General features: G+C 64.7%; 22 protein-coding genes. 16 read left to right on the forward strand and 6 right to left on the reverse strand.

Annotated features, from left to right (window positions below):
- Positions 1 to 70: 70 nt before the first annotated feature.
- Together CO675_RS18080 and CO675_RS18085 are read left to right on the forward strand one after the other, a co-directional pair.
- The gene (locus CO675_RS18080) at positions 71 to 991 is read left to right on the forward strand and encodes a LysR substrate-binding domain-containing protein (protein ID WP_097673243.1); all 921 of its coding nucleotides are present in this window, start codon (positions 71 to 73) and stop codon (positions 989 to 991) included.
- Positions 992 to 1,158: 167 nt separating this feature from the next.
- On the forward strand, positions 1,159 to 1,803 hold the full coding sequence (locus tag CO675_RS18085; RefSeq protein ID WP_097673244.1) for a TetR/AcrR family transcriptional regulator: 645 nt from the start codon (positions 1,159 to 1,161) through the stop codon (positions 1,801 to 1,803).
- 8 nt (positions 1,804 to 1,811) lie between these two features.
- On the opposite strand, the gene paaZ is transcribed toward CO675_RS18085, so the two are convergent.
- Both paaZ and paaG read right to left on the reverse strand, forming a co-directional pair.
- Positions 1,812 to 3,839: a phenylacetic acid degradation bifunctional protein PaaZ gene (gene paaZ / locus CO675_RS18090; protein WP_097673348.1), complete on the reverse strand. Its 2,028-nt coding sequence runs from the start codon at positions 3,837 to 3,839 to the stop codon at positions 1,812 to 1,814.
- Positions 3,840 to 3,948: 109 nt separating this feature from the next.
- The gene (paaG, locus tag CO675_RS18095; RefSeq protein ID WP_097673245.1) at positions 3,949 to 4,740 is read right to left on the reverse strand and encodes a 2-(1,2-epoxy-1,2-dihydrophenyl)acetyl-CoA isomerase PaaG; all 792 of its coding nucleotides are present in this window, start codon (positions 4,738 to 4,740) and stop codon (positions 3,949 to 3,951) included.
- 387 nt (positions 4,741 to 5,127) lie between these two features.
- Here paaG and CO675_RS18100 point away from each other — a divergent pair, with 387 nt between their 5' ends.
- A complete protein-coding gene (locus tag CO675_RS18100) occupies positions 5,128 to 6,108 on the forward strand; it encodes an AraC family transcriptional regulator (RefSeq protein WP_158231265.1) in 981 nt (326 codons plus the stop codon).
- 39 nt (positions 6,109 to 6,147) lie between these two features.
- Here CO675_RS18100 and CO675_RS18105 read toward each other — a convergent pair whose 3' ends face one another.
- Positions 6,148 to 6,519 carry a hypothetical protein gene (locus CO675_RS18105; protein WP_097673247.1) on the reverse strand — a complete coding sequence of 124 codons (372 nt, stop codon included), beginning with the start codon at positions 6,517 to 6,519 and terminating at the stop codon, positions 6,148 to 6,150.
- Between the two features lie 312 nt (positions 6,520 to 6,831).
- On the opposite strand from CO675_RS18105, the gene CO675_RS18110 reads away from it, so the two are divergent.
- The 9 genes from CO675_RS18110 to CO675_RS18150 all read left to right on the forward strand — a co-directional run bounded on the left by CO675_RS18110 (position 6,832) and on the right by CO675_RS18150 (position 15,360).
- Entirely contained in the window at positions 6,832 to 7,344 is a 513-nt protein-coding gene (locus tag CO675_RS18110) for a class I SAM-dependent methyltransferase (RefSeq protein WP_158231266.1), read from the forward strand.
- A gap of 140 nt (positions 7,345 to 7,484) precedes the next feature.
- Complete coding sequence (locus CO675_RS18115; RefSeq protein WP_097673249.1) at positions 7,485 to 7,925, forward strand: hypothetical protein; 441 nt, start codon at positions 7,485 to 7,487, stop codon at positions 7,923 to 7,925.
- Between the two features lie 37 nt (positions 7,926 to 7,962).
- Entirely contained in the window at positions 7,963 to 8,982 is a 1,020-nt protein-coding gene (locus tag CO675_RS18120) for a DUF4424 domain-containing protein (protein WP_097673250.1), read from the forward strand.
- Between the two features lie 167 nt (positions 8,983 to 9,149).
- On the forward strand, positions 9,150 to 10,364 hold the full coding sequence (locus tag CO675_RS18125) for an acyl-CoA dehydrogenase family protein (protein ID WP_097673251.1): 1,215 nt from the start codon (positions 9,150 to 9,152) through the stop codon (positions 10,362 to 10,364).
- 36 nt (positions 10,365 to 10,400) lie between these two features.
- Positions 10,401 to 10,895, forward strand: a complete 495-nt coding sequence (locus CO675_RS18130) for a hypothetical protein (RefSeq protein ID WP_097673252.1) — start codon at positions 10,401 to 10,403, stop codon at positions 10,893 to 10,895.
- 233 nt (positions 10,896 to 11,128) lie between these two features.
- Complete coding sequence (locus CO675_RS18135; RefSeq protein WP_097673349.1) at positions 11,129 to 12,250, forward strand: branched-chain amino acid ABC transporter substrate-binding protein; 1,122 nt, start codon at positions 11,129 to 11,131, stop codon at positions 12,248 to 12,250.
- 247 nt (positions 12,251 to 12,497) lie between these two features.
- Positions 12,498 to 13,541 carry a hypothetical protein gene (locus CO675_RS18140; RefSeq protein ID WP_143279039.1) on the forward strand — a complete coding sequence of 348 codons (1,044 nt, stop codon included), beginning with the start codon at positions 12,498 to 12,500 and terminating at the stop codon, positions 13,539 to 13,541.
- A 75-nt stretch (positions 13,542 to 13,616) separates the two neighbouring features.
- The gene (locus tag CO675_RS18145; RefSeq protein ID WP_158231267.1) at positions 13,617 to 14,474 is read left to right on the forward strand and encodes an alpha/beta fold hydrolase; all 858 of its coding nucleotides are present in this window, start codon (positions 13,617 to 13,619) and stop codon (positions 14,472 to 14,474) included.
- 46 nt (positions 14,475 to 14,520) lie between these two features.
- Entirely contained in the window at positions 14,521 to 15,360 is an 840-nt protein-coding gene (locus tag CO675_RS18150; protein ID WP_097673255.1) for a class I SAM-dependent methyltransferase, read from the forward strand.
- Between the two features lie 18 nt (positions 15,361 to 15,378).
- Here the strand turns inward: CO675_RS18150 and CO675_RS18155 are convergent, their stop codons facing one another.
- Together CO675_RS18155 and CO675_RS18160 are read right to left on the reverse strand one after the other, a co-directional pair.
- A complete protein-coding gene (locus CO675_RS18155) occupies positions 15,379 to 15,783 on the reverse strand; it encodes a GFA family protein (protein WP_097673256.1) in 405 nt (134 codons plus the stop codon).
- 38 nt (positions 15,784 to 15,821) lie between these two features.
- Positions 15,822 to 16,523, reverse strand: a complete 702-nt coding sequence (locus CO675_RS18160; protein ID WP_198964645.1) for a TetR/AcrR family transcriptional regulator — start codon at positions 16,521 to 16,523, stop codon at positions 15,822 to 15,824.
- Between CO675_RS18160 and CO675_RS18165 the strand changes: the two genes are divergently transcribed.
- On the forward strand, positions 16,480 to 16,794 hold the full coding sequence (locus CO675_RS18165) for a monooxygenase (protein WP_097673351.1): 315 nt from the start codon (positions 16,480 to 16,482) through the stop codon (positions 16,792 to 16,794). The genes CO675_RS18160 and CO675_RS18165 overlap by 44 nt on opposite strands.
- Before the next feature lie 28 nt (positions 16,795 to 16,822).
- Here CO675_RS18165 and CO675_RS18170 read toward each other — a convergent pair whose 3' ends face one another.
- The gene (locus CO675_RS18170; protein WP_245452809.1) at positions 16,823 to 18,139 is read right to left on the reverse strand and encodes a hypothetical protein; all 1,317 of its coding nucleotides are present in this window, start codon (positions 18,137 to 18,139) and stop codon (positions 16,823 to 16,825) included.
- Positions 18,140 to 18,301: 162 nt separating this feature from the next.
- On the opposite strand from CO675_RS18170, the gene CO675_RS18175 reads away from it, so the two are divergent.
- The 3 genes from CO675_RS18175 (at position 18,302) to CO675_RS18185 (ending at position 22,652) form a co-directional block, all read left to right on the forward strand.
- Positions 18,302 to 19,342, forward strand: a complete 1,041-nt coding sequence (locus CO675_RS18175; RefSeq protein WP_097673257.1) for an aldo/keto reductase — start codon at positions 18,302 to 18,304, stop codon at positions 19,340 to 19,342.
- Positions 19,339 to 20,193, forward strand: a complete 855-nt coding sequence (locus tag CO675_RS18180; RefSeq protein WP_097673258.1) for an amidohydrolase family protein — start codon at positions 19,339 to 19,341, stop codon at positions 20,191 to 20,193. The genes CO675_RS18175 and CO675_RS18180 overlap by 4 nt, the downstream gene beginning before the upstream one ends.
- 119 nt (positions 20,194 to 20,312) lie before the next feature.
- Positions 20,313 to 22,652 carry a Tex family protein gene (locus tag CO675_RS18185; protein WP_097673259.1) on the forward strand — a complete coding sequence of 780 codons (2,340 nt, stop codon included), beginning with the start codon at positions 20,313 to 20,315 and terminating at the stop codon, positions 22,650 to 22,652.
- Positions 22,653 to 22,695 lie beyond the last annotated feature (43 nt).

Below are 22,695 nucleotides of genomic sequence, written 5' to 3' on the forward strand. Positions count from 1 at the left end.
GGATTGATCTTTTCGTTCCGTCGCGGGATTGTAAAATTCGAAATATCGTTCGCTGATATCGGAAATTTTTATGTCTCTGACGTTCCGTCAGGTTCGGCACTTCATCGCGACGGCTGAGAGCGGACGCGTTTCCGCGGCCGCGGCAGCTCTGAACGTGACGCAATCGGCGGTCACGTCGTCCATCAAGGCGCTCGAGGCCGAACTCGGCCGCAAATTGTTCGACCGCCATTCCAACGGCGTGACGCTGACGTTTGACGGCCACGAGTTCTTGCAGCGCGCCCGCGCGATCGAGGCGAGCGTGTCAGATGCGACACGGGGCCCGCATCGCTGGGGAACGCAGGTCGACGGCACCGTGGACGTGGCCGTGAGCTACACCGTTGCCGGATATTTCCTGCCGCCGTTGCTGACGCGGTTCTGGCGGTCCTTCCCGGGCATCACGGTCCGGCTGCACGAGTTTCAGCGCGATGCGATCGAGCAGAGCCTGATCAGCGGCAGCGTCGATGCGGCCATCATGCTGATCGCGAACCTGCATGACCGGCACTCCATTCGCTCGCGGCTGCTGTTGCGCTCGGCGCGTCGCTTGTGGACATGCGTCAATCATCCGCTGCTGCGCAAGGACAACATCAAGCTGACTGATCTGGCGAGCGAGCCTTATCTGATGTTGACCGTCGACGAAGCCGAACGCTCCGCAATGCGCTACTGGCAGCATACGGCACACGTGCCCAACGTCATCTTCCGCACCCTGTCGGTGGAGGCCGTGCGCAGCATGGTCGCGACCGGGATGGGGATCACCATCCTGTCGGACATGGTCTACCGTCCCTGGTCGCTCGAGGGACATCGCATCGAGCTCAAGACGCTTGATGACGACGTGCATACCATGGACGTCGGGCTTGCCTGGAAGGGCAACGCGGCGCTTTCACCGGCGGCCCGCGCCTTCTGCGAGTTCGTCGCCCATTCCTATCCCGGATCGGAGCCGTTCAAGCTGGACTGAGTCCCGGGGAAGCACCATTCCAATTCAGCCATGGAATTATTCGACCGGATGGTCAATAAATGCTGGTTCGGACGCGGCCTGGCGCAAGCAGGGCCGTGGTTTCGGAACTTTGCCGTTGATTGACCTCTCCTGACGATGGCCGGACGGCGGCCGATGGAACGGAACACATGGCCCGATCGCGCGCCAAGGACTACGACGACAAGCGCCTCTCGATGCTGCATCGCTCGGCCGAGCTGTTTGCCGCATCGGGCTATGTCGGCACATCGATGAGCACGATCGCGGATGCGTGCGGCGTCTCGAAGGCGCTGCTCTATCACTATTACCCTGACAAGGAAGCGATCCTGTTCGACATCCTGTCGTCGCATCTCGAGAAGCTGGTGGCGGAGGTCCGGAAGGCGAGCGCGTCGGCCGGCGATCCGGTCGAGCGCTTCAGGACGATCGTTGCCACCCTGCTCGAACTCTACCGGCATGCCGACGCCGAGCATCAGGTCCAGATCGCGAGCCTCAAGCTGCTGCCAAAGGACAAGCAGCAGCCGCTGCTTGCGAGCGAGCGCATCCTGGTCGGGATCATGTCGGATGCGCTGGCCGCGGCCGTGCCGGCGGCGAAGCAGAAACGCGTCCTCAAACCGCTGACGATGAGCGTCTTCGGCATGCTGAACTGGCACTATATGTGGTTTCGCGAGGGCGGGCCGATGACCCGCGCCGAATACGCCGACTTCGTCGCGCAACTGGTGCTGGCGGGTGCGGCCGCAGCCCGGCCGCGCAGCAAGGCAAAGCCCGCCGGCCGAAGCCGCCAGGCCGCGTTGCTCTGAGCCGCGCGTTACGCCCGCATCGCGTTCATCGTCAGAAGCTCGTAGGTCGCCGCGGTCTCGCCGGTGCCGGTTGTGATCTCGACGTCCCAGCGCACCTCGCCATACTGCTTGTTGCGCGGCGTCTTCTCCTTCGCGGTCAGCCGCACTTGGATCTGCTCGCCCGGTTGCACGGGTTTGACGAAGCGCAGCGAGTCGAGGCCGTAATTCGCCAGCACCGGTCCGTAGTCGGGATCGACGAACAGGCCGGCCGCAAACGACAGCAGCAGGTAGCCATGCGCGACGCGGCCGGGGAAGAACGGATGCCCCTTGGTCGCTTCCTCGTCCATATGGGCGTAGAAGGTGTCGCCCGTGAAATGCGCGAAGTGCTCGATGTCGTCGAGCGTGATCTGCCGCGACTTCGAGACCAGCGTGCGGCCGATCTCGAGATCGTCGTAGTGATAGCGGAACGGGTGCAGGTCACCTTCGAGCACCGGGCTGCCCTTGAACCAGCGGCCGGTGACGCCGCTCAGCATGCGAGGGGAGCCCTGCAACGCGGTACGCTGCATGTAGTGCTGGAGACTGCGGACGCCGCCCAGTTCCTCGCCGCCGCCGGCCCGGCCCGGTCCGCCGTGAACCATCTGCGGCATCGGCGAGCCGTGTCCGGTGTGCTCGGTCGCGCAATCGCGGTCGATGATCGCGACCCGACCGTGAAAACTGCCGATGCCGAACGCGAGCGCGGTCGCGGCCGGGATGTCGTGGGTGTAGACCGATGCGACCAGGCTGCCGCCACCGCGATTGGTCAGCGCGATGGCCTGGTCGAGATCGTGATAGCCCATCACGGTGCAGACCGGCCCGAACGCCTCGATCTCGTGCACCGCGGTTGCGGCGAGCGGCCTGGAGCAGTGCAGCAGCAGCGGTGGAACGAACGCGCCGCGCTTGGCGTCGGCGTCGACCAGCGGGAAGTTGTCGGGATCGCCGGCGACCAGTTCGGCCTCGGTGCGAAGCCTCGCGACATGGGCAAGCACATCGCTGCGCTGGGCGAGGCCGACCAGCGGTCCCATTCTGACCTTCTCGTTTTCGGGATTGCCGATCGTGACCTTGGCGAGACGTTCGCGCAGCGCCGTGACGACGGCGTCGATCTGCGCCGACGGCGCCAATGCGCGGCGGATCGCGGTGCATTTCTGCCCGGCCTTGACCGTCATCTCCTTCGCCACCTCCTTGATGAAGAGGTCGAACTCCGGGCTTCCCGGCACGGCGTCCGGCGCGAGGATTGCCGCATTGAGCGAATCCCGCTCGGCGATGAACCGGACCGCTTCGCGCGCGATGACCGGGTGCCCTTGCAGCTTTTGCGATGTGTCGGCCGAGCCGGTGAAGGACACCACGTCCTGGCAGGTGAGGTGGTCGAACAGGTCGCCGGTCGATCCAACGATGAACTGCAGGACGCCTTCGGGCAGCGCGCCGGACTCGGTGATCATCCGGACCAGTTCGTAGGCGACATAGGAGGTGACGGTTGCGGGCTTGGTGACGACGGGAACACCGGCGAGCAGCGCGGGCGCCAACTTCTCCAGCATGCCCCAGCATGGGAAGTTGAATGCGTTGATATGCACGGCCACCCCGTGTAACGGCGTAACGATGTGCTGGCCGGCGAATGCGCCGCCCTTGGAGAGCCCCTCGACGTTGCCGTCGAGCAGGAATTTGGTATTCGGAAGCTCGCGGCGTCCCTTGCTGGCATAGGCGAACAGTGTGCCGATGCCGCCGTCGACGTCGATCATGGCGTCGGTGCGGGTTGCGCCCGCATGGAGCGACAGTCTGTAGAGCCGGTCCTTGTGCTGGCTCAGATAGTCGGCCAGCGTCTTCAGCAGGCCGGCACGCTGGTGGAACGACAGCTTGCGGAGATTCTTGCCGCCGACCGTGCGGCCATAGGCGAGGATCTCGCGCATGTCGAGATCGCTCCTGGTCGCGACCGCCACCACGTCGCCGGTGACGGCGCTGCGAATCTCGGTGGCCGGTTCGCCGGAACCGGTCCAGTTTCCGCGGACGAAGCTGTCGAGTTTCATGACGTTGTCGGCCGCCTGTGCGCCGCTGGATTGAGGCTGTGTCATCGAAGTTGAACCCTTTGACTGGTGACCAATGATGCGTCTTGCCTTGCGGGCGGAACGTTCAATTCTAGGCGCGCCCGACAAAGCGCGGCGTGCGCTTTGCGAGGAACGCGGTGACGCCTTCGGCGTAGTCTGCCGACCGGCCTGCGCGTCCTTGCAGGTCGCGCTCGAGCGTGAGCTGCGCGTCGAGCGTGTTGGTCTCGGACGCATCGAGCGCCTGCTTGATCAACGCAAGACCATCGGTCGGCTGCGTCGCGAGGGCGGCGGCGAGGGCGTGGGCCTCCGTCATGAGGTCGGAGTCCTCGACCACTCTCCAGATCATGCCCCATGTCTCCGCCCGCTCCGCGGAGACCGGTTCGGCGAGCATGGTCAACGCACGGGCCCGTGCTGCGCCGACGAGCCGCGGCAGGAACCAGGTGCCGCCGGAATCCGGGACGAGGCCGAGCTTCGCGAAGGCCTGAATGAACTTGGCCGACCGTGCGGCGATCACGACATCACAGGCAAGGGCCACGTTGGCACCGGCGCCGGCGGCCACGCCGTTGACGGCACATACGACCGGCATCGGAATGCTGCGCAGCTTGCGCACCAGCGGGTTGTAGAATTTTTCGATCGGCGCCGAGAGATCCGGCGTCTCGCCCGGCGTGAACACACCGTCCGAAAGATCCTGCCCGGCGCAGAACCCGCGCCCGGCCCCGGTCAAGATCAGCACGCGGCAGGATTTGTCCTGTTCGGCCGCGATCAACGCGGTCATCAATGCTGTGTGCAGATCGGCATTGAATGAATTCAGGCGGTCGGGCCTGTTGAGCGTCAGGACGCGATATCCGGCGCGGATATCGGTCAACACCAAATCGCTGACCATGATTACCTCCCGTTGCGGCTTCTGATGACCGAGGTCGCATGACCTGGGACCGGATTACTATTGACCGTCCGGTCAGTCAATTATAATTATCCGCGCTCCGATGCGGACGGCGTCTTCGGGCTTATCGGAGCGAGGACAATTTTAGTCCCGGTCGCGAATTCGAGCGCGACAAATCAATCAAGATCGAAGGAATTTCGCGCGCGCTGTAGATGCTGCGTATTTGCGAAGCTTATGCGCGATGCTTGACACTTGTCAGATCGAGGCATCGGCGGAACCCGCGAAAGGTTCACGTTTGCAGCTGCGCTGCATGGCGCCCATGCTGCGGTGTGCGCGGCCACAAATCAGCCGTATATGAGCGGCGACTTCCGCCACCATGAGGGCGAGCCGATGACAATGCAGTCGGGCGACATCACAGGGTTTCGATTCTCGACCGCGCATTTCGGCGAGCGCGATCGCTTGCCGATCTTTCGCGAGCAGATCGGGCGCATGATCGTCAAGCTCGATCCGGAGCCGCTCGACGACGGTGCGTTTCATGCCGAGGCGAATGTGCGCGAATTGTCCGGGCTCGGCATCGGATCCTGGGCCTGCAGCAATCTCAAGATCGCAAGACCGCGCGAATTGCTCGACGGCACCGACGACCTGGTGCTGACGATCATCACGAGCGGCAACACCCGTGCCTCGCAGCGCGGCCGCGATATCGAGCTCGGCCCGGGCCAGGCCGTGCTGCAGTCGAGCGCGGAAGCGGGCAACATGGTGGTGCCGGTGTCGCCGAGCCGCTTCGTTGGTCTCCGGCTGCCGCGCAAGGCGCTGGCATCGCTGGTCAACGATCCCGAAGACATGCTCATCCGCCCTCTGCCGGCGAACACCGAGGCGATGCGCCTCCTGGCGCTCTACATCAGGGAGCTCGACGACAGCTATCAGCTTTCGACCTCCGAGCTGCGCGGTGCTGTCGTCAAGCATCTGATCGATCTCGGCGCGCTGATCATCGGTGCCAACCGCGATGCGGCGGTTGCCGCGGGAGACGGCGGACTCGCGGCGGCCCGGCTTGCCGCGGTCAAGGCCGACATCAGCGACAATCTCAGCTATGGCGATCTCACGCTGCCCGCGGTGGCTGCCCGGCTGAGGCTCACGCCGCGCCATATCCAGAGGCTGTTCGAGAGCGTGGGTTCGACATTCTCGGAATTCGTGCTCGGCCAGCGCCTGGCGCGCGCGCATCGTTTGCTGACCGATCCACGCCACAATCGCAGCGCCATCGGCACGATTGCGTTCGAAGTCGGGTTCGGCGATCTGTCCTACTTCAACCGCACCTTCCGCCGGCACTACGGCGTGACGCCGTCGGACATCCGCGCGGTGCCGCGGCGTTCGTGACCGAACATCTGAACTCCCGTTGTATCGCCCGACTGCCCCTTATGGCTCTCCGCAACCTGGCACCCTCCGGATCTGCTCGATCAGCCGCCGGTGGCGCTCTGCGGACAATGCTCGCTCATTCGCGCACATCAGCATCGCAACGCACGCTGCCCGCGGCGCGGAGGGCCAGGCGACGGTGCCGTCGATCGCGCCGTCGCATTTGAGGTAGGCGTTCTTCGCATCCCAACGGATCACGCTTTCCGGTGCTGGCGTTGCGCCGGCTGTCACGATCAGTGCCGCTCCGGTCAACAGGACCGATTGGAACGTCCGCCGATATGATCCGCGCATGTCGCTTGTCCAATCCTTTTGAAGGTTGTTGACCTTACAGGAGCGTCCGAGGCGGGCAATCATTAGCGGGCGGCCGACCTGCATCCAATTCCGGCGTCGGGCAGGATGCAGCGACAAACTCGATTCACATCGTCGACCGATGTCGCACATGTCCAAATCGCTGTCGCATCGGTCCGTGCGACACATCCCCTAAGCGCATAAAAAGGCGGCTTCCGCGCGATCTTGCCTACGGGACGATCCGCTCAGGCTGGCACCGTTGGTGTGGTATCGCGCGCATCGGCTCAGATTTCAGGACGTATCATGGCTCCGCCTCGCTTGATCGCTCACCATCTCGCTCATCCACGCGGTGTCTTCGGTCGTTTCGTTGGCGGCCTGATGAACCGGCACAACAGCCGGATGAACCGCTTTGCGCTGGAGTTGCTCGACGTGAAGTCCTCCGATCGCGTGGCCGAGATCGGGTTCGGAGGTGGCGCGACGATCGCTCCCCTGCTCGATTGCGCGGCCCATGTGACGGCGGTCGATCGCTCCCAGGACGTGGTGGCATGGGCGACGGCGCGATACCGGACTGCGATCGACGCCGGGCGCGCCGACTTTCGGATCGGAGAAATCGAGGCCTTGCCGTTGGAGAGTGATCAATTCGACAAGGTGTGCTGCATCAACACCGTGTACTTCTGGCGATCGCTGTCCATCGGTGCCGGCGAGATCAGGCGGGTGCTCAAGCCAGATGGCGTGCTCGCGCTCGGCTTCCTGCCGGGTGATGCGATGGAGCGCCTGGGATTTCCCGAGGACATCTTCACCTTTCGAGCCGTCGACGATGTCGGGCATGCCTTGCGGGAGGCTGGATTTGGAACCGTCGAGATCCATCGTCCCGAGCCTGGAACGACTTGGAACGTGATCGTTGCGCAATAGGAAGAGTATGCTCGCCCTTCAATGCCGTTCGCAGCGAAAGGCCTCGGCTGCGCATGTATCGACATTGGATTCGACGGAAAGTTCGCGACGCAGCGAACCTGTTCGGCTCCAGGCGCACTCATTCAGGAAGGATTGCGCTCATGTCGGCTTCACCTATTCGATCAGCATCAGTCATTCTCTGCGTTCTGGCGGGAATAGCGCCGATCGCCACCGAGGCCGCGGGTACGAAACCTGCGCTCCGGATCGAGAATGGGTTCCAACAGACCGTTGCGGTCTCGGCCGGGAGCGAACTCTCGTTCGGACCACCGCGGCAATCGCCGATCCAGCCTGGTGGCACCGGCGCCGGCGAAATCACGATCTCGCTCGCGGCCGGCGCTACCGTGGGTGTTGCCAAGCTGCATGTTTTCGAGCGCAGTGCTGTCCCGATCGGTTTCACGGTGACGGCCTGGCAGGACCGGAAGTCGCTCGGCGTCGTCAAGCTTTGCGGTCATCTCGAGATGGACAGTTGGGTCGTGTTGCCGATCGAAACGACGCACGTCGACGTCTCCGATTTCTTCACGGTCAAGGACGGATGCGACTGACTGCCGCGAGTTTGCTCCCCCAATCAAGCGAGAAGGGATGACCATGCCTCCGATAGCCAAAGGGGCCTTTCTGGTCCTGCTTGCCGGGCTGCTGCCCTGGTGCGCGCGGGCGAATGACACGTCTGCTGCGCTGGAAACCGGGGGACTTCGCTTCAAGCAGGACCCCGATATCGTGATGCGTTCCGAGGATCTGTTCATCTCCGAGAAGCAGATCCGGATCGTCTACCGGTTCGTCAACACGTCCGCCGCTGACAAGACCATCATGATCGCGTTCCCGATGCCCGATATCGTCGGCAAGGAAGGCGACGAGAACATCGGAATCCCGACCGACGATCCCGAGAACATCTTTGATTTCCACGTCAGCGTCGACGGCAGGGCGGCAGCGCCGCATCTCGAACAGACGGCGCTGGCGAACGACGTAGACCAGACGGCGCTGCTGCGGAAGCTCGGAATTCCGCTGATGCCGATCAGGGGACCCGCGGGCGAGTTGCTCGACAAATTGCCGAAATCGAGCTGGCCGGAGCTAGTCAAGCTCGGCGTCGGCGCCATCGAGACCTACGGATCCGGTGGCCCGATGCAGGATCATCTGGTGCCGATCTGGACGTTGCGCTCGGCCTATACCTGGACGCAGACCTTCCCTGCGGGTCGGGAGATCATGTTCGAGCAGACCTATCGTCCGAGCGTCGGCGGCTCGGTGCAGACGATCATCGGCGCCGATAACTGGCGCAGCAATCCGGAAGCGCGAGAGTTCCTCGCCTCATATTGCATCGACGATGACCTGATCCGCACCATCGAGCGGGCGCGCGCGACCAGGCACGCTCCCTATCCCCCGTTCAGTGAACGGTCGATTGCCTATGTGCTCTCGACCGGTGCCAACTGGGCGGCGCCGATCGGCGACTTTCACCTCACCGTCGACAAGGGCGAGCCCAACAATTTCGTCAGCTTCTGCGCCCAAGGAGTCAAGAAGACCGGACCGACGCGCTTCGAGGTCCGGCACACGAACTTCACGCCGTCGCGAGATCTGAAGATCGTCATCTTCGTTCCGAACCCGAGTTAGCGCCGACAAGGACCACGCAATGATTGCAGACATTGTTGTGTGATGTCGCATCCGTCCCGATCCCGGTCGCATCCGTCCGAGCCTGGCATCGCTGAGTCGCCTAAAAGGCAGCCCCCGTGATCACCCTGTGCGGGCGATCCACCGATAGCGATGCAGTGAGGCCACCCATGACAGACACCAGTTCGTCGTTCGTCGATGCCGCCGCGGCGCTCGCGCCGCGCGTTCAGGCCTCAGTGCAGGAGAGCGAGCGGTCGCGGCGGCTGCCTGTCCCGCTGGTTGAGGCAATGGCGCAGGCGGGGCTCTTCCGCCTCTGGATTCCACGTGCCATCGGCGGCGAGGAGGCTTCCCCCATGACCCTCGTTCGGGTGATCGAGGAGATCTCGCGCGCCGACGGTGCTGCCGGTTGGTGCATGGCCATCGGGGGCGCCTATGGCGTGTTCGGCGGCTATCTCGGGAAGGCCGCCGCGCGCGACATCTATGGCAGCGATCCGCTGGTTCGGACGGCGGGCGCCTTGCGGCCGTTCGGCACCGCCAGGATCGTCGATGGCGGCTATCGCGTCGCGGGCCGTTGGTCGCTCGGCAGCGGCTGCCAGCACTCCGGCTGGATGATCGGCAATTGCCGGATCTTCGACGGGGATCAACCGCGCTTGCGCCCCGACGGCACCCCGGTGATGCGCTTCATGCTGTTTCCGACCGCGCAATGCGAGATTCTCGACACCTGGGACAGTATCGGGCTGCGCGGCACGGGCAGCCATGACTACGCGATCGCGGATGCTTTCGTGCCATCCGCGCAGTCGCTCTCGTTTCGCGAACCGCCGGTGGAGCAGGGGCCGCTCTATGCGTTTCCGACCATTGCGCTGTTCGGGGCGGCGCTTGCCGCCGTGCCGCTCGGCATCGCCCGCCACGCGATCGACATTCTGGTCGAGCTTGTCGGACGAAAGATCGCAACGCGCTCGCGCAAGCTGCTCCGTGAAGATGCGCTGATCCAGGCCGATCTCGGCCGCGCCGAGGCCTTGCTGGGCTCGGGACGGGCATTCCTTTACGGCAAGCTGGAGGAGACATGGCAGGCCGTCAGTGCCGGCAAGGCACTCAGCGTTGCCGACCGCGCTACGCTGTGGCTGGCCTCAACCCATGCGGCGAACACGGCCAAGCAGGCGACCGAGCTGATGTTCGGTGCCGGTGGCTCGGCCGCCCTGGACGTGAGCTGCGGGCTCGAACGCTGCGTGCGTGATGTTCATGCCGCCGTCCAGCACCTCGCATTGGCACCAGCCAACTATCAGATGGCTGGTGAGGCGTATCTCGGCGCGGACATGCGGTCGACACCCTTGCTGTTCTCCGATGACCGCGACGAAGCACGCTCCCCATCCGCCAAGCCGAATTAGCGCCGGCGCATTCCGCACATGATGAGCTTGCCAAGGATGGTCCTGAAGCCGGCCCTGCGCCTGCTTCTCTGGATAGGCACGTTAGCCGGGCCGGCATCGGCACAGTCCACCGATCCGCATTATCCGACGGTGCTCGGCGCTGGCGTCAATCGCGCCAACATCTCCAACGATGTCCGCGGTCATTACTACAGCTTCATGGCGGGGCCGGGCCATGTCGATGTCGAGCTCGCCTTCAAGGAGATGGGGGTGTTCGGCCGTCCGCTGCCACAGCATCTCAACTTCGACTTCTGGAATGCGGACGGCGTTCGGCTGTCCCACATTGAAGTCCTGTCCCAGGGCCGCGTCGCCCACCGGCACACCGATGCCGAGTTGCCGGCGCGCCAAAGAATCAATCTGGCGGTCTCGACGCAATGGGGTGCGATCAAGGTCGGTGGCTACTACGAGATCGAGCTGAAAGGCGCCGTGGAAGCGGCAGCGCCAGTCGGAGCCGACGTCAAGCCGGCAGAGCCCGAGCCGCTGGTGCGGCCGTGATCGCGCTATCACCAGCTATGTGCTGCCACGCACACAAGACGATTCCAAACGCCAATGCACGGCAACGTGTTTCACATTGTTGCCCAATGTCGCATATGTCCAATCCCCCGTCGCCTCAGTCCGAGCCTGCTGCTCATCGCGCGCATACAAGGCAGCCCCGGTGATCGTTGCGGCCCGCGATACCAGCCGATTGCGATGCATTGAGGCGACTTGAGACCATCGAGGAGAATATGATGAAGTTTGCACTTCGAGGATACCTTCTTGCGGTTGGCGCGAGCCTGGCATTATCCGGCGCGGCCATGGCCCAGGATATCAGTGTTGCCGTGGTTGGGCCGATGACCGGCTCGGAGGCGAGCTTCGGTCAGCAGTTCAAGAACGGTGCTGACCTCGCCATCGCCGACATCAATGCGGCGGGTGGCGTGCTCGGCAAGAAGCTGAAGCTGGAGGTCGGCGACGACGCCTGCGATCCGAAGCAGGCGGTGTCGGTTGCCGAGAAGATGGCAGGCGCGAAGATTCCGTTCGTGGTCGGGCATTTCTGCTCGTCGACCTCGATCCCCGCCTCGGACGCCTATGCCGAGGGTAATGTGCTGCAGATCACGCCGGGTTCGACCAACCCGCTCTTCACCGAGCGCGGATTGTGGAACACGTTCCGCGTCTGCGGCCGGGATGATCAGCAGGGCATGGTCGCGGCGGCCTATATCATCAAGAACTACAAGACCAAGAACGTCGCGATCATCCACGACAAGACGACCTACGGCAAAGGCCTTGCCGACGAAACGAAGAACGCCATCAACGCGGCGGGCGTGAAGGAAAAGCTCTACGAGGCCTACACCAAGGGCGACAAGGATTTTGCCGCGCTGGTGTCCCGCTTCAAGAAGGAATCGATCGATTTCGTGTATGTCGGTGGCTACTACGCCGAGGCGGCGCTGATCCTGCGCCAGATGCGCGAGCAGGGCGTCAATGCCGTGCTGATGGGCGGCGACGCCTTGGTCGACAAGCAGTTCGCCGCGATCGCAGGTCCCCTGGCCGAGGGCTCGCTGTTCACCTTCTCGCCTGATCCGCGCAAGAAGGTGACCGCGGCCGCGACCTTGAAGAAGTTCAAGGACAAGGGCATCGATCCGGACGGCTACACGCTCTACAGCTATGCCGCGTTCCAGATCTGGAGCCAGGCCGTCGCCCGCGCCCAGACAACCGACGCCAAGAAGATCGCAGCGACCATCAAGAGTGGACACTGGGACACCGTGCTCGGCAACATCAGCTACACGCCGAAGGGTGACATCACCCTGATCGACTACGTCGTGTACCGCCGCGACAAGGACGGTAACTACGCCGAGCTGCCGGCTGCCGGTCAATGATCGCTGGCCGCGACATCGGCGCTCCTCCCTGATCGATGTCGCGGCTGTGCCGGCTCACAGCGCCAACGGACCAACCCTCTGCCAGCCCCGGAGGTGTTGGCGCTGTGACGCCTGGTCTGCCGCGGACAAGCTGCCATTGGGCAGGTTGCCGCATCAGTCACCGTGCCGGGCCGATCCCGCAACAACGATACCGTTGAATCCAATCTCGATCGATCACGGCAACCCAAGAGCCAACAAGAGGCAACACGTGTCTGACATAAGCCTGAGCAATGGCAGCGGCCGCGGCGGTTCAGCCGATTGGCAAGCCGCGGGACAATCCCAAGGACAACCTCAAGGGGCGTCCCATTCCTATCCGTTGCTGGTTCACGATCATGGTCTGGGGACGGCGCTGAAGCTGTTGGTCGAAACCTTGCCCTATGCACTGGCGCGCTGGGGCGTGCTGCTGGCCTTTGCCGCGGCGTGCGCCATCTGGGTCATCGTCGCCGTTGGCGGCGCGGTGTGGCTCGGCACCCATGTCGCCAGCGTGTTCGGCTATTGCTGGCTGCTTGGCATCCTGCTGCTCGGCGGATGGATCTGGGGCGCCATCCTACGCTACACGCTTCACATGATCGCCTGCGGCCATGTCGCCGTGGTGACCGAGCTGATCACGCGCGGCAGCATCGGCAACGGCACCGAAGGGCAGTTCGCCTACGGCCGCCGGATCGTGATGGACCGGTTCGGCGAGGTCGCGGTCCTGTTCGGGCTCAACGCGCTGATCCGCGCCGTGCTCCGCGCGTTTCACAATGCGCTCGATACCCTCGGCGATTGGCTGCCGGCGCCCGGCATGAAGGCGATCGTCGGTCTGCTCAACACTATCCTGTCGGCCGCGACGCGCTATCTGGACAAGGTGGTGCTGTCCTATGATCTGGCGCGCGGCGGCGACGATCCGAGGCGCAACATCCAGGACGGACTGGTCTACTATTGCCAGAACGCCAAGCCGATCCTGGCGACGTCGGTCTGGATGGTCATCGTCGAGCGGATCCTGAGCATCCTGCTTTGCCTGCTGCTGCTGGTCCCCGCCGGAGTGGTGACCGTCTGGTTGCCGGAGGCTGTCAGGGAATATGGCGCCATGGTCACCGTCTTCATTGCGGCCCTGTTGGCGGTGACGGTGCGCGCGGCATTCATCCAGCCGCTATTCCTGATCTGCATGATGATCCGCTTTCACGCGCTGATCGAGAACCAGCCGATCAATTCGACCTGGGTCGGTTATCTCGACGGCCTCACAGACAAGTTCCGGCAGATCGGACGCTGAGATCGGCGCGGGTGATGCCGAGGTGCAACCCGGCCGGCGCCTGATGCCGACGGTATTTCGCAACGGAGATGTTCGGTGACTGATCTTACGCTCGACAATGACGGCGTCAGGCTTGCTGCTTCGGTCGATGGACCGACCGACGGTGAACCGATCCTGTTTCTCCACGGCCTGTCGCTCAGCCGGGACACATGGCAGGAAATCGGCGGCCGGCTCAGGGATCGATATCGGGTCTGGACGCTGGATTTTCGGGGACACGGGCACTCGGATCGGGCCTCGGGCTATGCGCTGGCCGATTATGTTTCGGACGCGGAGACCGCATTGGCCGCGATCGGGCGTCCGGCGGTGATTGTCGGGCACTCGCTCGGCGGCTGCGTTGCCGGTGTGCTGGCACAGCGCGGCGATGCCAATGTGCGCGCCGCCTTCCTCGAAGACCCGCCGTGGTATCTTGGCCAGCCGGGCGAGTGGGAGAAGTCGGCATTCCCAAAACTGTTTGCAATCGTCAGCGCGCGTCAGGCTGTGTGGCAGCAGGCGCGCGCGCCGCTCGGCACATACCTCGCGTTCCTTGCAGACTCTCCGACGCCGATGGGCGGGATCGGCCGAGATCATTTCGGCCCCCGTCACCTGTTGAGCCACGCGTCTGCACTGCAGCGACAGGACGGGCGGTGCTGGGCGGACGGAAACGTTGCGACCTCCGTTCTCGCGGCGATTCCGACCGGGCGGGAATTCCTTTGTCCCGTCAGGATCATTCAGGCCGATCCTGGATGTGGGGCGGCGTTGCTGGAGCACCACGACGCGCGCTTCGCGCACGACAATCCGCGTGCCGACATCGTTCGCTATGAGGGCTGCGGCCATTCACCCCACCGCGCCATCGCGTTCGAACAACGCTTCGCGGCCGATCTGCAGGCTTTCCTGTCCGGCCTGCAGCCGGCGTGAGCGCGGGCGCGGCCGTCTCCATTCACGAACCGAAGGCGGGTAGATCATGCAAGAGACGTCCGGCTACGATCCGAACTATGTGATGGGGCGCTCGACCGCGGAGACCGACCGGCTCAAGCGCCAGTCGCAGCTCTATGATGCGTCGACATGGCAGCTCCTGAAGGAGGCCGGGCTCTCGCGGGGCATGAAGGTGCTCGATGTCGGAAGCGGAGCCGGCAACGTGTCCTTCATTGCCGCAAGCCTGGTCGGCGAAAGCGGGGCGGTCGTCGGGGTCGACAGCAATCCCGCTATCGTCGAGGAAGCCGCGGCCACGGCGCGCTCGCTCGGCCTCCGCCAGGTCTCGTTCCGGGTCGGCGACATCAACACGATTGAGCTGGACCGGGACTTCGATGCGATTGTCGGCCGGCTCGTGCTGATCTACGTGAAGGACCCCGCGGCGCTAATTCGGCACTTGCTCGGGCACGTCAAGGCCGATGGCATCGTGGCGTTCCAGGATCTCGACTGGGGCGAGGGGCCGATCGCCAATCCGCCGTCGCCGCTGCTGTCGCAGGCGTGGGGCACCGTGAAGGAGATGTTTCACCGGGCGGGCCTGAACAATCGCATGGGATTGTCGTTGCACGGGGCCTTCGTCGCGGCCGGGCTTTCCGCACCGCGCATGAGCCTGTTCGCGCCGGCCGGAGGCGGGGCGGATTTCGACGGTTACGATTACATGGCGAGCGGCCTGCGCAGCAACCTGCCGCATATCGTCAAGCTCGGTGTCGCGACCGAAGCGGAGCTGGCGCTGGACAGCTTTGCCGAGCGCTTGCGGGCCGAAGTAGTTGCGGCGAACGGCGCGTTCGCGCTGCCAACCTTTGTCGGGGCCTGGTCGCGAAAGCCGCCGCGCTGAGCGCGGCAGGCCTGACCGTCACACATTCTGCGCAAAGCGCGTGGTGCCTGCGACCGGCGCGAGCCATGTCGCGGCGTGGTCGGTGTAGATTTCGATCTGCGGCTGCAACCCGTCCGTGTTGTCGAGCGTGCCGGCCTTCACCACGACCTTGCCCGGCATCAGCGCTGTCTTCGCCAGGATCGGCGAGCCGCAGGCTGCACAGAAATGGCGAAGCACCGGCTGGCCGCTGTCGCCGGTATCGATGAAGACGGCGGTCTCGCCGGACTGCCGGTAGTCGGCCTCGCGGATCACGAGGTTGAACGAAAACAGGCTGCCGCTCTGCCGCCGGCAATGCGTGCAATGGCAGATCGCGATGCCGCGCGGCTCCGCCTTCAATTCGTAGCGCACCGCGCCGCACAGGCAGCCGCCCTTTCGATCCGTCATGATGATTCCTCCTGGAACGTTGGTCAGACAAATCTCGCTCAGGCGCCCACCACCGCGTCGACAAAAGTCGCGCCTGACTCCTTTAACTGCTTTCGGCTGTAGCCGGCGCGCTCCATAACGGCGAGGCCGCGCGTGAAGGTCACGATGACCCGCGCCAGTCGGTAGGCATCGGCCGCCCGCCGCCCGCCCGGCGTGGCGCCGAGGGTCTCACCGATCAGCTGCTCGAGCCGGCCCAGCACATCCTGCACGCGCTGGCGCACCGCGGCGCTCGAAATCCCCGCATCGAGCGCGGTGCGCGTGGTCAGGCAGCCGCGCGCCGGGGAGCCGTCGGTCATGTTGACGATGATCATGTCGAAGAAATTTCGCAGAGCCGTCGTCGTGTCGCGGTGGGCCAGCGCATTGCCCGCCGATTCCAGGAACTGCGCAGCATATTGATCGAAGGCGCGCAGGAAGATTGCTTCCTTGTCGCCATAGGCGTTGTAGAGGCTGCCGCGCTGCACGCCGGTCGCCGCCGCAAGGTCCTGCATGGTGGCGTCATGCAGGCCCTTGCGCCAGAACACGTCGAGCGCGGTTGCGATCACGTCGTCCTCGTCGAACTGGCGTACGCCTACCATGTGATTTCGCTCCATCAAGTTATTCTTGACACTATCGTCAAGATTGACAAAGGTGTCAAGAATGAAGACACAGGAGACCGGGATGATTACCGCCGTCACGACGTTCAGATTGCCGAAGCCGATCACGCGCGAGGAAGCGCGCAGCATCTTCCTGAGCACCGCGCCGATCTATCGCGGCGTGCAGGGGCTGTTTCGCAAGACCTATGTGCTGTCCGAGGACGGCATGACGGCCGGCGGCATCTATTTCTGGAACTCGAGGGATGAGGCGGAGGCGTTGTACACCGATGCGTGGCGCGCCCGCGCCAGGGAGAAATATGGCGCCGATCCGACGGTCGCCTATTTCGAGAGTCCCGTGGTGGTCGACAATGTCGCCGAGCAGATTGCTGCCGAACGGTAGCAACAACGCGGCGACGGGCGAAGGCGCATCACAGCGCATTGAGCGCCCTGCGCGACGGGGCGAGCGGCAGCCATTCCGGAATCTGTCGCTTGGCGAGCCAGTATGGCCGCCAGATCGCGCGCCAGGTCGGACGGTCGAGAGATGCGGTGCCCCATTTGCGTTGCGCCATGTCGATCCGCAACAGATCGTGCGCATGTAGCCATTGGCGCGCTGCCCACCAAACCTCGCGCGGCACGGCGGTGTTTCGGAGTCCCCTGAGTTCGGCGATCCCGGGTAGTGGATCGTCGAAGCGGACTGCAACCTTGAGGGTGGCGATGCGCTGCCCGCGTCGCTTGACGCTCCAGAGCCGTGAGCGATTGTGAGCCGGATTGGTGCCGTACGAGCGCAGGCAATTCTGCATGGCGTCGGCTTCTTCCGAGATATCCGTGGTCGAGTTCAGCGGGATGAAATCGTAACCGTCGACGTGGCCCGGCTGCAGCCACATGTCGGCGATCTCCTGCGAGCCGAGGCTGACATGCAGGACAATCATTGTGCGCCACGCCTCGGCGGCAGCGAGCGCCGAGCCGATCTGCATGTTCGGTGTCCATCTCCGGTCGATCAGCGTATGTCCCAGCGTGGTCGGCTGGGTGGAGAACCACGCCCACAGGCTGATGAGCCGCAATCGTGCAGGATCGGTACGCGGCGGCGCCCGGACCAGCTCGCGCGCAATCCAGACGGCGGCCTGCGCATGCGCGACTTCGGCAACCGTGGCGACGGATTGCAGCCAGATCGGCGCGAACTTCGGCGATCGCGGCAGGTGGTTCGCGATCTGCCGGCGAAACAGCTCGCCATCGGGAAGTGCCGTGATCGGACGTGTGAGCGCTTCCGGCGGAAGCCTTCGCAGCCACAGCGGAATGCCCGCCGCGGCTGCGGCATCCGGGAGGGACTGGCCATCGATGACGCGTGCGAGCGCACGCGCAGGATCGAGCCCGGTCTGCGGTACGGCTAACGCAAACAGCAGCGCAGGAAAGCTTGCAGCAAGGTCGGCAAGACGCGTGTGCCGCGCGGCCAGCGCGCGAATTCTTCCCTGAACGTGTGGATGATATCTCCGCAGCTGTCGTTCGAGCAGCGCAGAGCGTGTGGCCACTCGACGAGAGGCCAGCAGAAGCGGCAAGGTCATGAGAACGGTTCCGCAGCGCGGAGCCATAAGGTCCGCGGCAGACTGGATTGCGTGTGGGTGCAGCGATTTCACCCGGGATTTGATCCCGGGACGCGCGTCAAAAATCGCGCGGCGAACCCGGGAAGCGTGCAGACCTGAACAACGTCGCCTCCTGCATTGGAGTTGCGGAGCGCTCCCATAGCCCATTTCCAACCGATAGGCAACGTGAAGTTGTCGATCGCATTTTAACGATGCGTCGTGTGTGCGATGAGCCTCACCGCGCAGTGGTAACCAAGGTCCTTCACGATCCCGGTCAACGACGCTAGTCTTGTGGGAGGGGCTAACAAGAAACCTAGGTGGGAGACTCCAATGACCCAACAACGACCCTCCGGTCGCGCGGCACTGCCACGCCGCAGGCTCGGCCGCACCGGGCTCGATGTCTCCATTCTCGGTTTTGGCACCGCGCCGCTCGGCGACCTCTTCGCGCGGCTCGACGACGCCACCGCGATCGCAGCCGCGGAGCGGGCGTTTGCGCTGGGCGTGAACCTGCTCGATTCCTCACCGCTCTATGGGCATGGTCTCGCCGAACATCGCTGCGGCACCGCGCTGCGCCGCGTGGTGCGTGACGACGTCGTCGTCTGTACCAAGGTCGGGCGCTGGATGGACGCGTTCCACGGCCGCGGTGACGGCTCGAACTTCGTCGGCGGCCAACCGCATCGCGCGGTGGTCGATTATTCCTATGACGGCACCATGCGGTCGGTGGAGCAGTCATTGCTGCGGCTCGGCACCGATCATATCGACTTGCTGCTGATCCACGACGTCGACGTCTGGACCCATGGCGCCGATGCGATCGAAGCCAGGTTCCGTGAGGCGATGGAGGGCGCCTATGTTGCGCTCGACAAATTGCGTGCCGAGCGCGTGGTCAAGGGAATCGGGATCGGCGTCAACGAGGCCGAGATGTGCGTGCGCTTCGCCAGGGCCGGCACGTTCGACACCATGCTGCTTGCCGGCCGATACTCGCTGCTGGAGCAGCCGGCGCTGGCCGAATTCCTGCCGCTCGCACAAGCCCGGGGCATCGGCGTGATGCTGGGCGGTGTGTTCAACTCCGGCATCCTGGCGACCGGCGCGATTGCCGGCGCCAAGTACAATTACAAGGACGCGCCGCTCGACGTGATGCAGAAGGTGGCGGCGATCGAGCGCGTCTGCCGCGCACACGGCGTGGCGCTGCCGACCGCCGCGCTGCATTTCGCGCTGGGCCATCCGGCGATCGCCAGCGTCGTGCTCGGCGCACAGACGCCGCAGGAGGTCGAGCGCAACGCCGCCGCATTGTCGTCGCCCGTCCCCGCTGCGCTGTGGCGCGATCTGAAAGCCGAGGCGTTACTCGACCAGCACGCGCCGGTGCCGGCATGATGCGGATCGATGCCCATCACCATGTGTGGACCTTGGCGCGAGCCGATTACGGCTGGCTGACGCCCGAGCGCGGACCGATCTACCGCGACTTCGGCCTGGCCGATTTGATGCCGCATCTTGCCGCGGCCGCCATCGACGGCACGATTCTGGTGCAGGCGGCGCCGACCGAGGCGGAGACGGCGTTCATGCTCGACGTTGCCAAAGGCGCGGAGGTAGTACGCGGCGTGGTCGGCTGGATCGACTTCGATGGCGACGACGCTGCGGCGCGGATCGATGCGATCGCCGATCGCCAACTGCTGGTCGGCCTGCGGCCGATGGTGCAGGACATCGCCGACGATGACTGGCTGTTGCGGCCGGAACTGGCCGGGCCGCTCGAGGCCATGGCGCAGTACGGCCTCGTGTTCGATGCACTGGCATTGCCCCGCCATCTGTCTCGGGTGATTCAGGTCGTCGATCGCCATCCGGACCTGCAATTCGTGCTCGACCATTTCGGCAAGCCGCAACTCGCAACCGGCGACATCGCGGCCTGGAAGCGCGACATCGCGAGCCTTGCCTCACGGTCCAACGTCGTCTGCAAGCTGTCGGGCTTGGCGACGGAGGCCGCGCCGAACTGGCAGGTCGCCGATTTGCGCGAAGCCGTCGATCATGCACTGGCATGCTTCGGTCCGCAGCGCATGCTGTGGGGCAGCGATTGGCCCGTCGTCAATCTCGCCGGCGGCTATGCACATTGGTTCGCAGCCGCAGAGAGCCTGCTTGCCGATTTGTCAAGTGAGGCAAGAGCTGCGATTTTCGGCGGCAATGCGGCGCGGGTCTATTTGTCAAGCCGCGGACGGCCAAGATCCCGGAAATAGCGCGTGCGGCGCGCCAAATTTGATCCACAGCGCGCCTTGATGAATCATTCCGGGATGGTCCATAAGCGGCGTCCGCGCCATCGGTGATTTGGCGGCGCAACGGGGTGAGAGAGACAGGCGTGGCAAAGATCCATCATCAGATTGCGCAGGAGCTGGGAGTTCGTGACGAGCAGGTCGAGGCGGCGGTGACGCTGCTGGACGGCGGCGCTACCGTGCCGTTCATCGCGCGGTACCGCAAGGAGCTCACCGGCGCGCTGGATGACGCCCAACTGCGCAGGCTGGAAGAGCGGCTGACATATTTGCGCGAGCTCGAGGAGCGCCGCACCGCGGTGCTCAGTTCGATTCGCGAACAGGGCAAGCTCGACGCCGCGCTCGAAGCCCAGATCATGGCCGCCGACAGCAAGGGCCGCCTGGAAGACATCTACTTGCCGTACAAGCCCAAGCGTCGCACCAAGGCCGAGATCGCCAAGGAGGCCGGGCTCGAGCCGCTCGCCGATCAGTTGTTGACGCAGCCGCAGAACGATCCGAACGAGGCCGCTGCTCCCTTCGTCAATGCCGAGAAGCAGGTTGCCGACGTCGCCGCCGCGCTGGACGGCGCGCGCGCGATCCTGGTCGAGCGCTTCGCCGAGGATGCCGACCTGATCGGCGCGCTGCGCGAGGAGATGTGGTCGAACGGCATTATGGCCTCGACCGTCCGCACCGGCAAGAAGACCGAGGGCGAGAAGTTCAAGGACTATTTCGATTTCTCCGAGCCGCTGCCGAAGCTGCCGTCGCACCGCATCCTGGCGCTGTTCCGCGGCGAGAAGGAGGAGATCCTCGACCTCGCGATCAAGCCGGAAGCCGAGGCGCCGGCGGCCGGCGTGCCCGGTCTCTACGAGCTCCGGATCATGAACCGCTTTGCGATCTCGAGCCAGGGCCGCAAGGGCGACAAGTGGCTGACGGAGACGGTGCGCTGGGCCTGGCGCACCAAGATCCAGATCCATCTCAACATCGACCTGCGGATGCGGTTGTGGACCGCGGCCGAGACCGAGGCGGTGCGGGTATTCGCTTCAAACTTGCGCGACCTGCTGCTGGCGGCACCGGCCGGCCCGCGCGCCACCATGGGGCTCGACCCCGGCTATCGCACCGGCGTCAAGGTCGCGGTGATCGATGCCACCGGCAAGGTGGTGGCGCATACGGCAATCTTTCCGCACGAGCCGCAGCGGCGCTGGGATGAGGCGCTGGCCATTCTCGGCAAGCTCGCGATCGAGCATGGTGTCGAGCTGATTGCGATCGGCAACGGCACCGCCTCGCGCGAGACCGACAAGCTCGCCGCCGAGCTCGTGAAGCGGTTGCCCGAGCGTAAGATGACCAAGATCGTGGTCTCCGAAGCCGGCGCGTCGGTCTACTCGGCTTCCGCCTTCGCTTCGAGCGAATTGCCCGACCTCGACGTCACCATTCGCGGCGCGGTCTCGATCGCGCGGCGCCTGCAGGATCCGTTGGCCGAACTCGTCAAGATCGAACCGAAGGCGATCGGCGTCGGCCAATACCAGCACGATCTCGGCGAGGCCAAGCTCGCGCGCTCGCTCGATGCCGTGGTGGAAGACTGCGTGAACGCGGTCGGCGTCGATGCCAATACCGCCTCGGTGCCGCTGCTTTCGCGGGTGTCGGGCATCGGGCAGGGGCTGGCGCAGAGCATCGTGCAGCATCGCGACGCCAACGGCCCGTTCAAGTCGCGCAAGGCGCTCAAGGAGGTGCCGCGGCTCGGGCCGAAGGCGTTCGAGCAGTGCGCCGGCTTCCTGCGCATCAGCAATGGCGAGGATCCGCTCGATTCGTCCGGGGTGCATCCGGAGGCCTATCCGGTGGTGCGTCGTATCCTCGAAGCGACCAAGAGCGACATCAAGGCGCTGATCGGCAACGCCGACGTGGTGCGCGGGCTCAGGCCACAATCCTTCGTCGACGACACGTTCGGTCTGCCGACCGTCACTGACATTCTGCGCGAACTGGAGAAGCCCGGCCGTGATCCGCGTCCGGCGTTCAAGGCGGCGGTGTTCAAGGACGGCGTCGAGGAAGTCAAGGACCTCAAGCAGGGCATGATCCTCGAGGGCACCGTGACCAACGTCGCCGCCTTCGGTGCCTTCGTCGATATCGGCGTGCACCAGGATGGCCTGGTGCACATCTCGGCGATGTCGCGGAATTTCATCAAGGACCCGCGCGAGGTGGTGAAGCCGGGCGACATCGTCAAGGTCAAGGTGCTGGACGTCGAGGTCGCGCGCAAGCGCATTGCGCTGACCTTGCGGCTCGACGACGAGGTCGGGCCGAAGAAGGACAATGCGGGACCGTCACGCGATTTCTCGCGCGGCTCGGCGAAGATGACGTCGTCGGCTCCGCGCAAGCCGCAGGAGCAGTCCGGCGGCGGCGCGCTCGCCGAGGCGCTACGCCGTGCGGCCGAGAAGAGCGGGCGCGGCAAGCCGACCTAGGCAGCGGTCAAGAGGCGGCGAGCCGAGCTCGCCGCCTCTTCAT

The organism is Bradyrhizobium sp. C9, assembly GCF_002532045.1.
Lineage (GTDB): Bacteria > Pseudomonadota > Alphaproteobacteria > Rhizobiales > Xanthobacteraceae > Bradyrhizobium.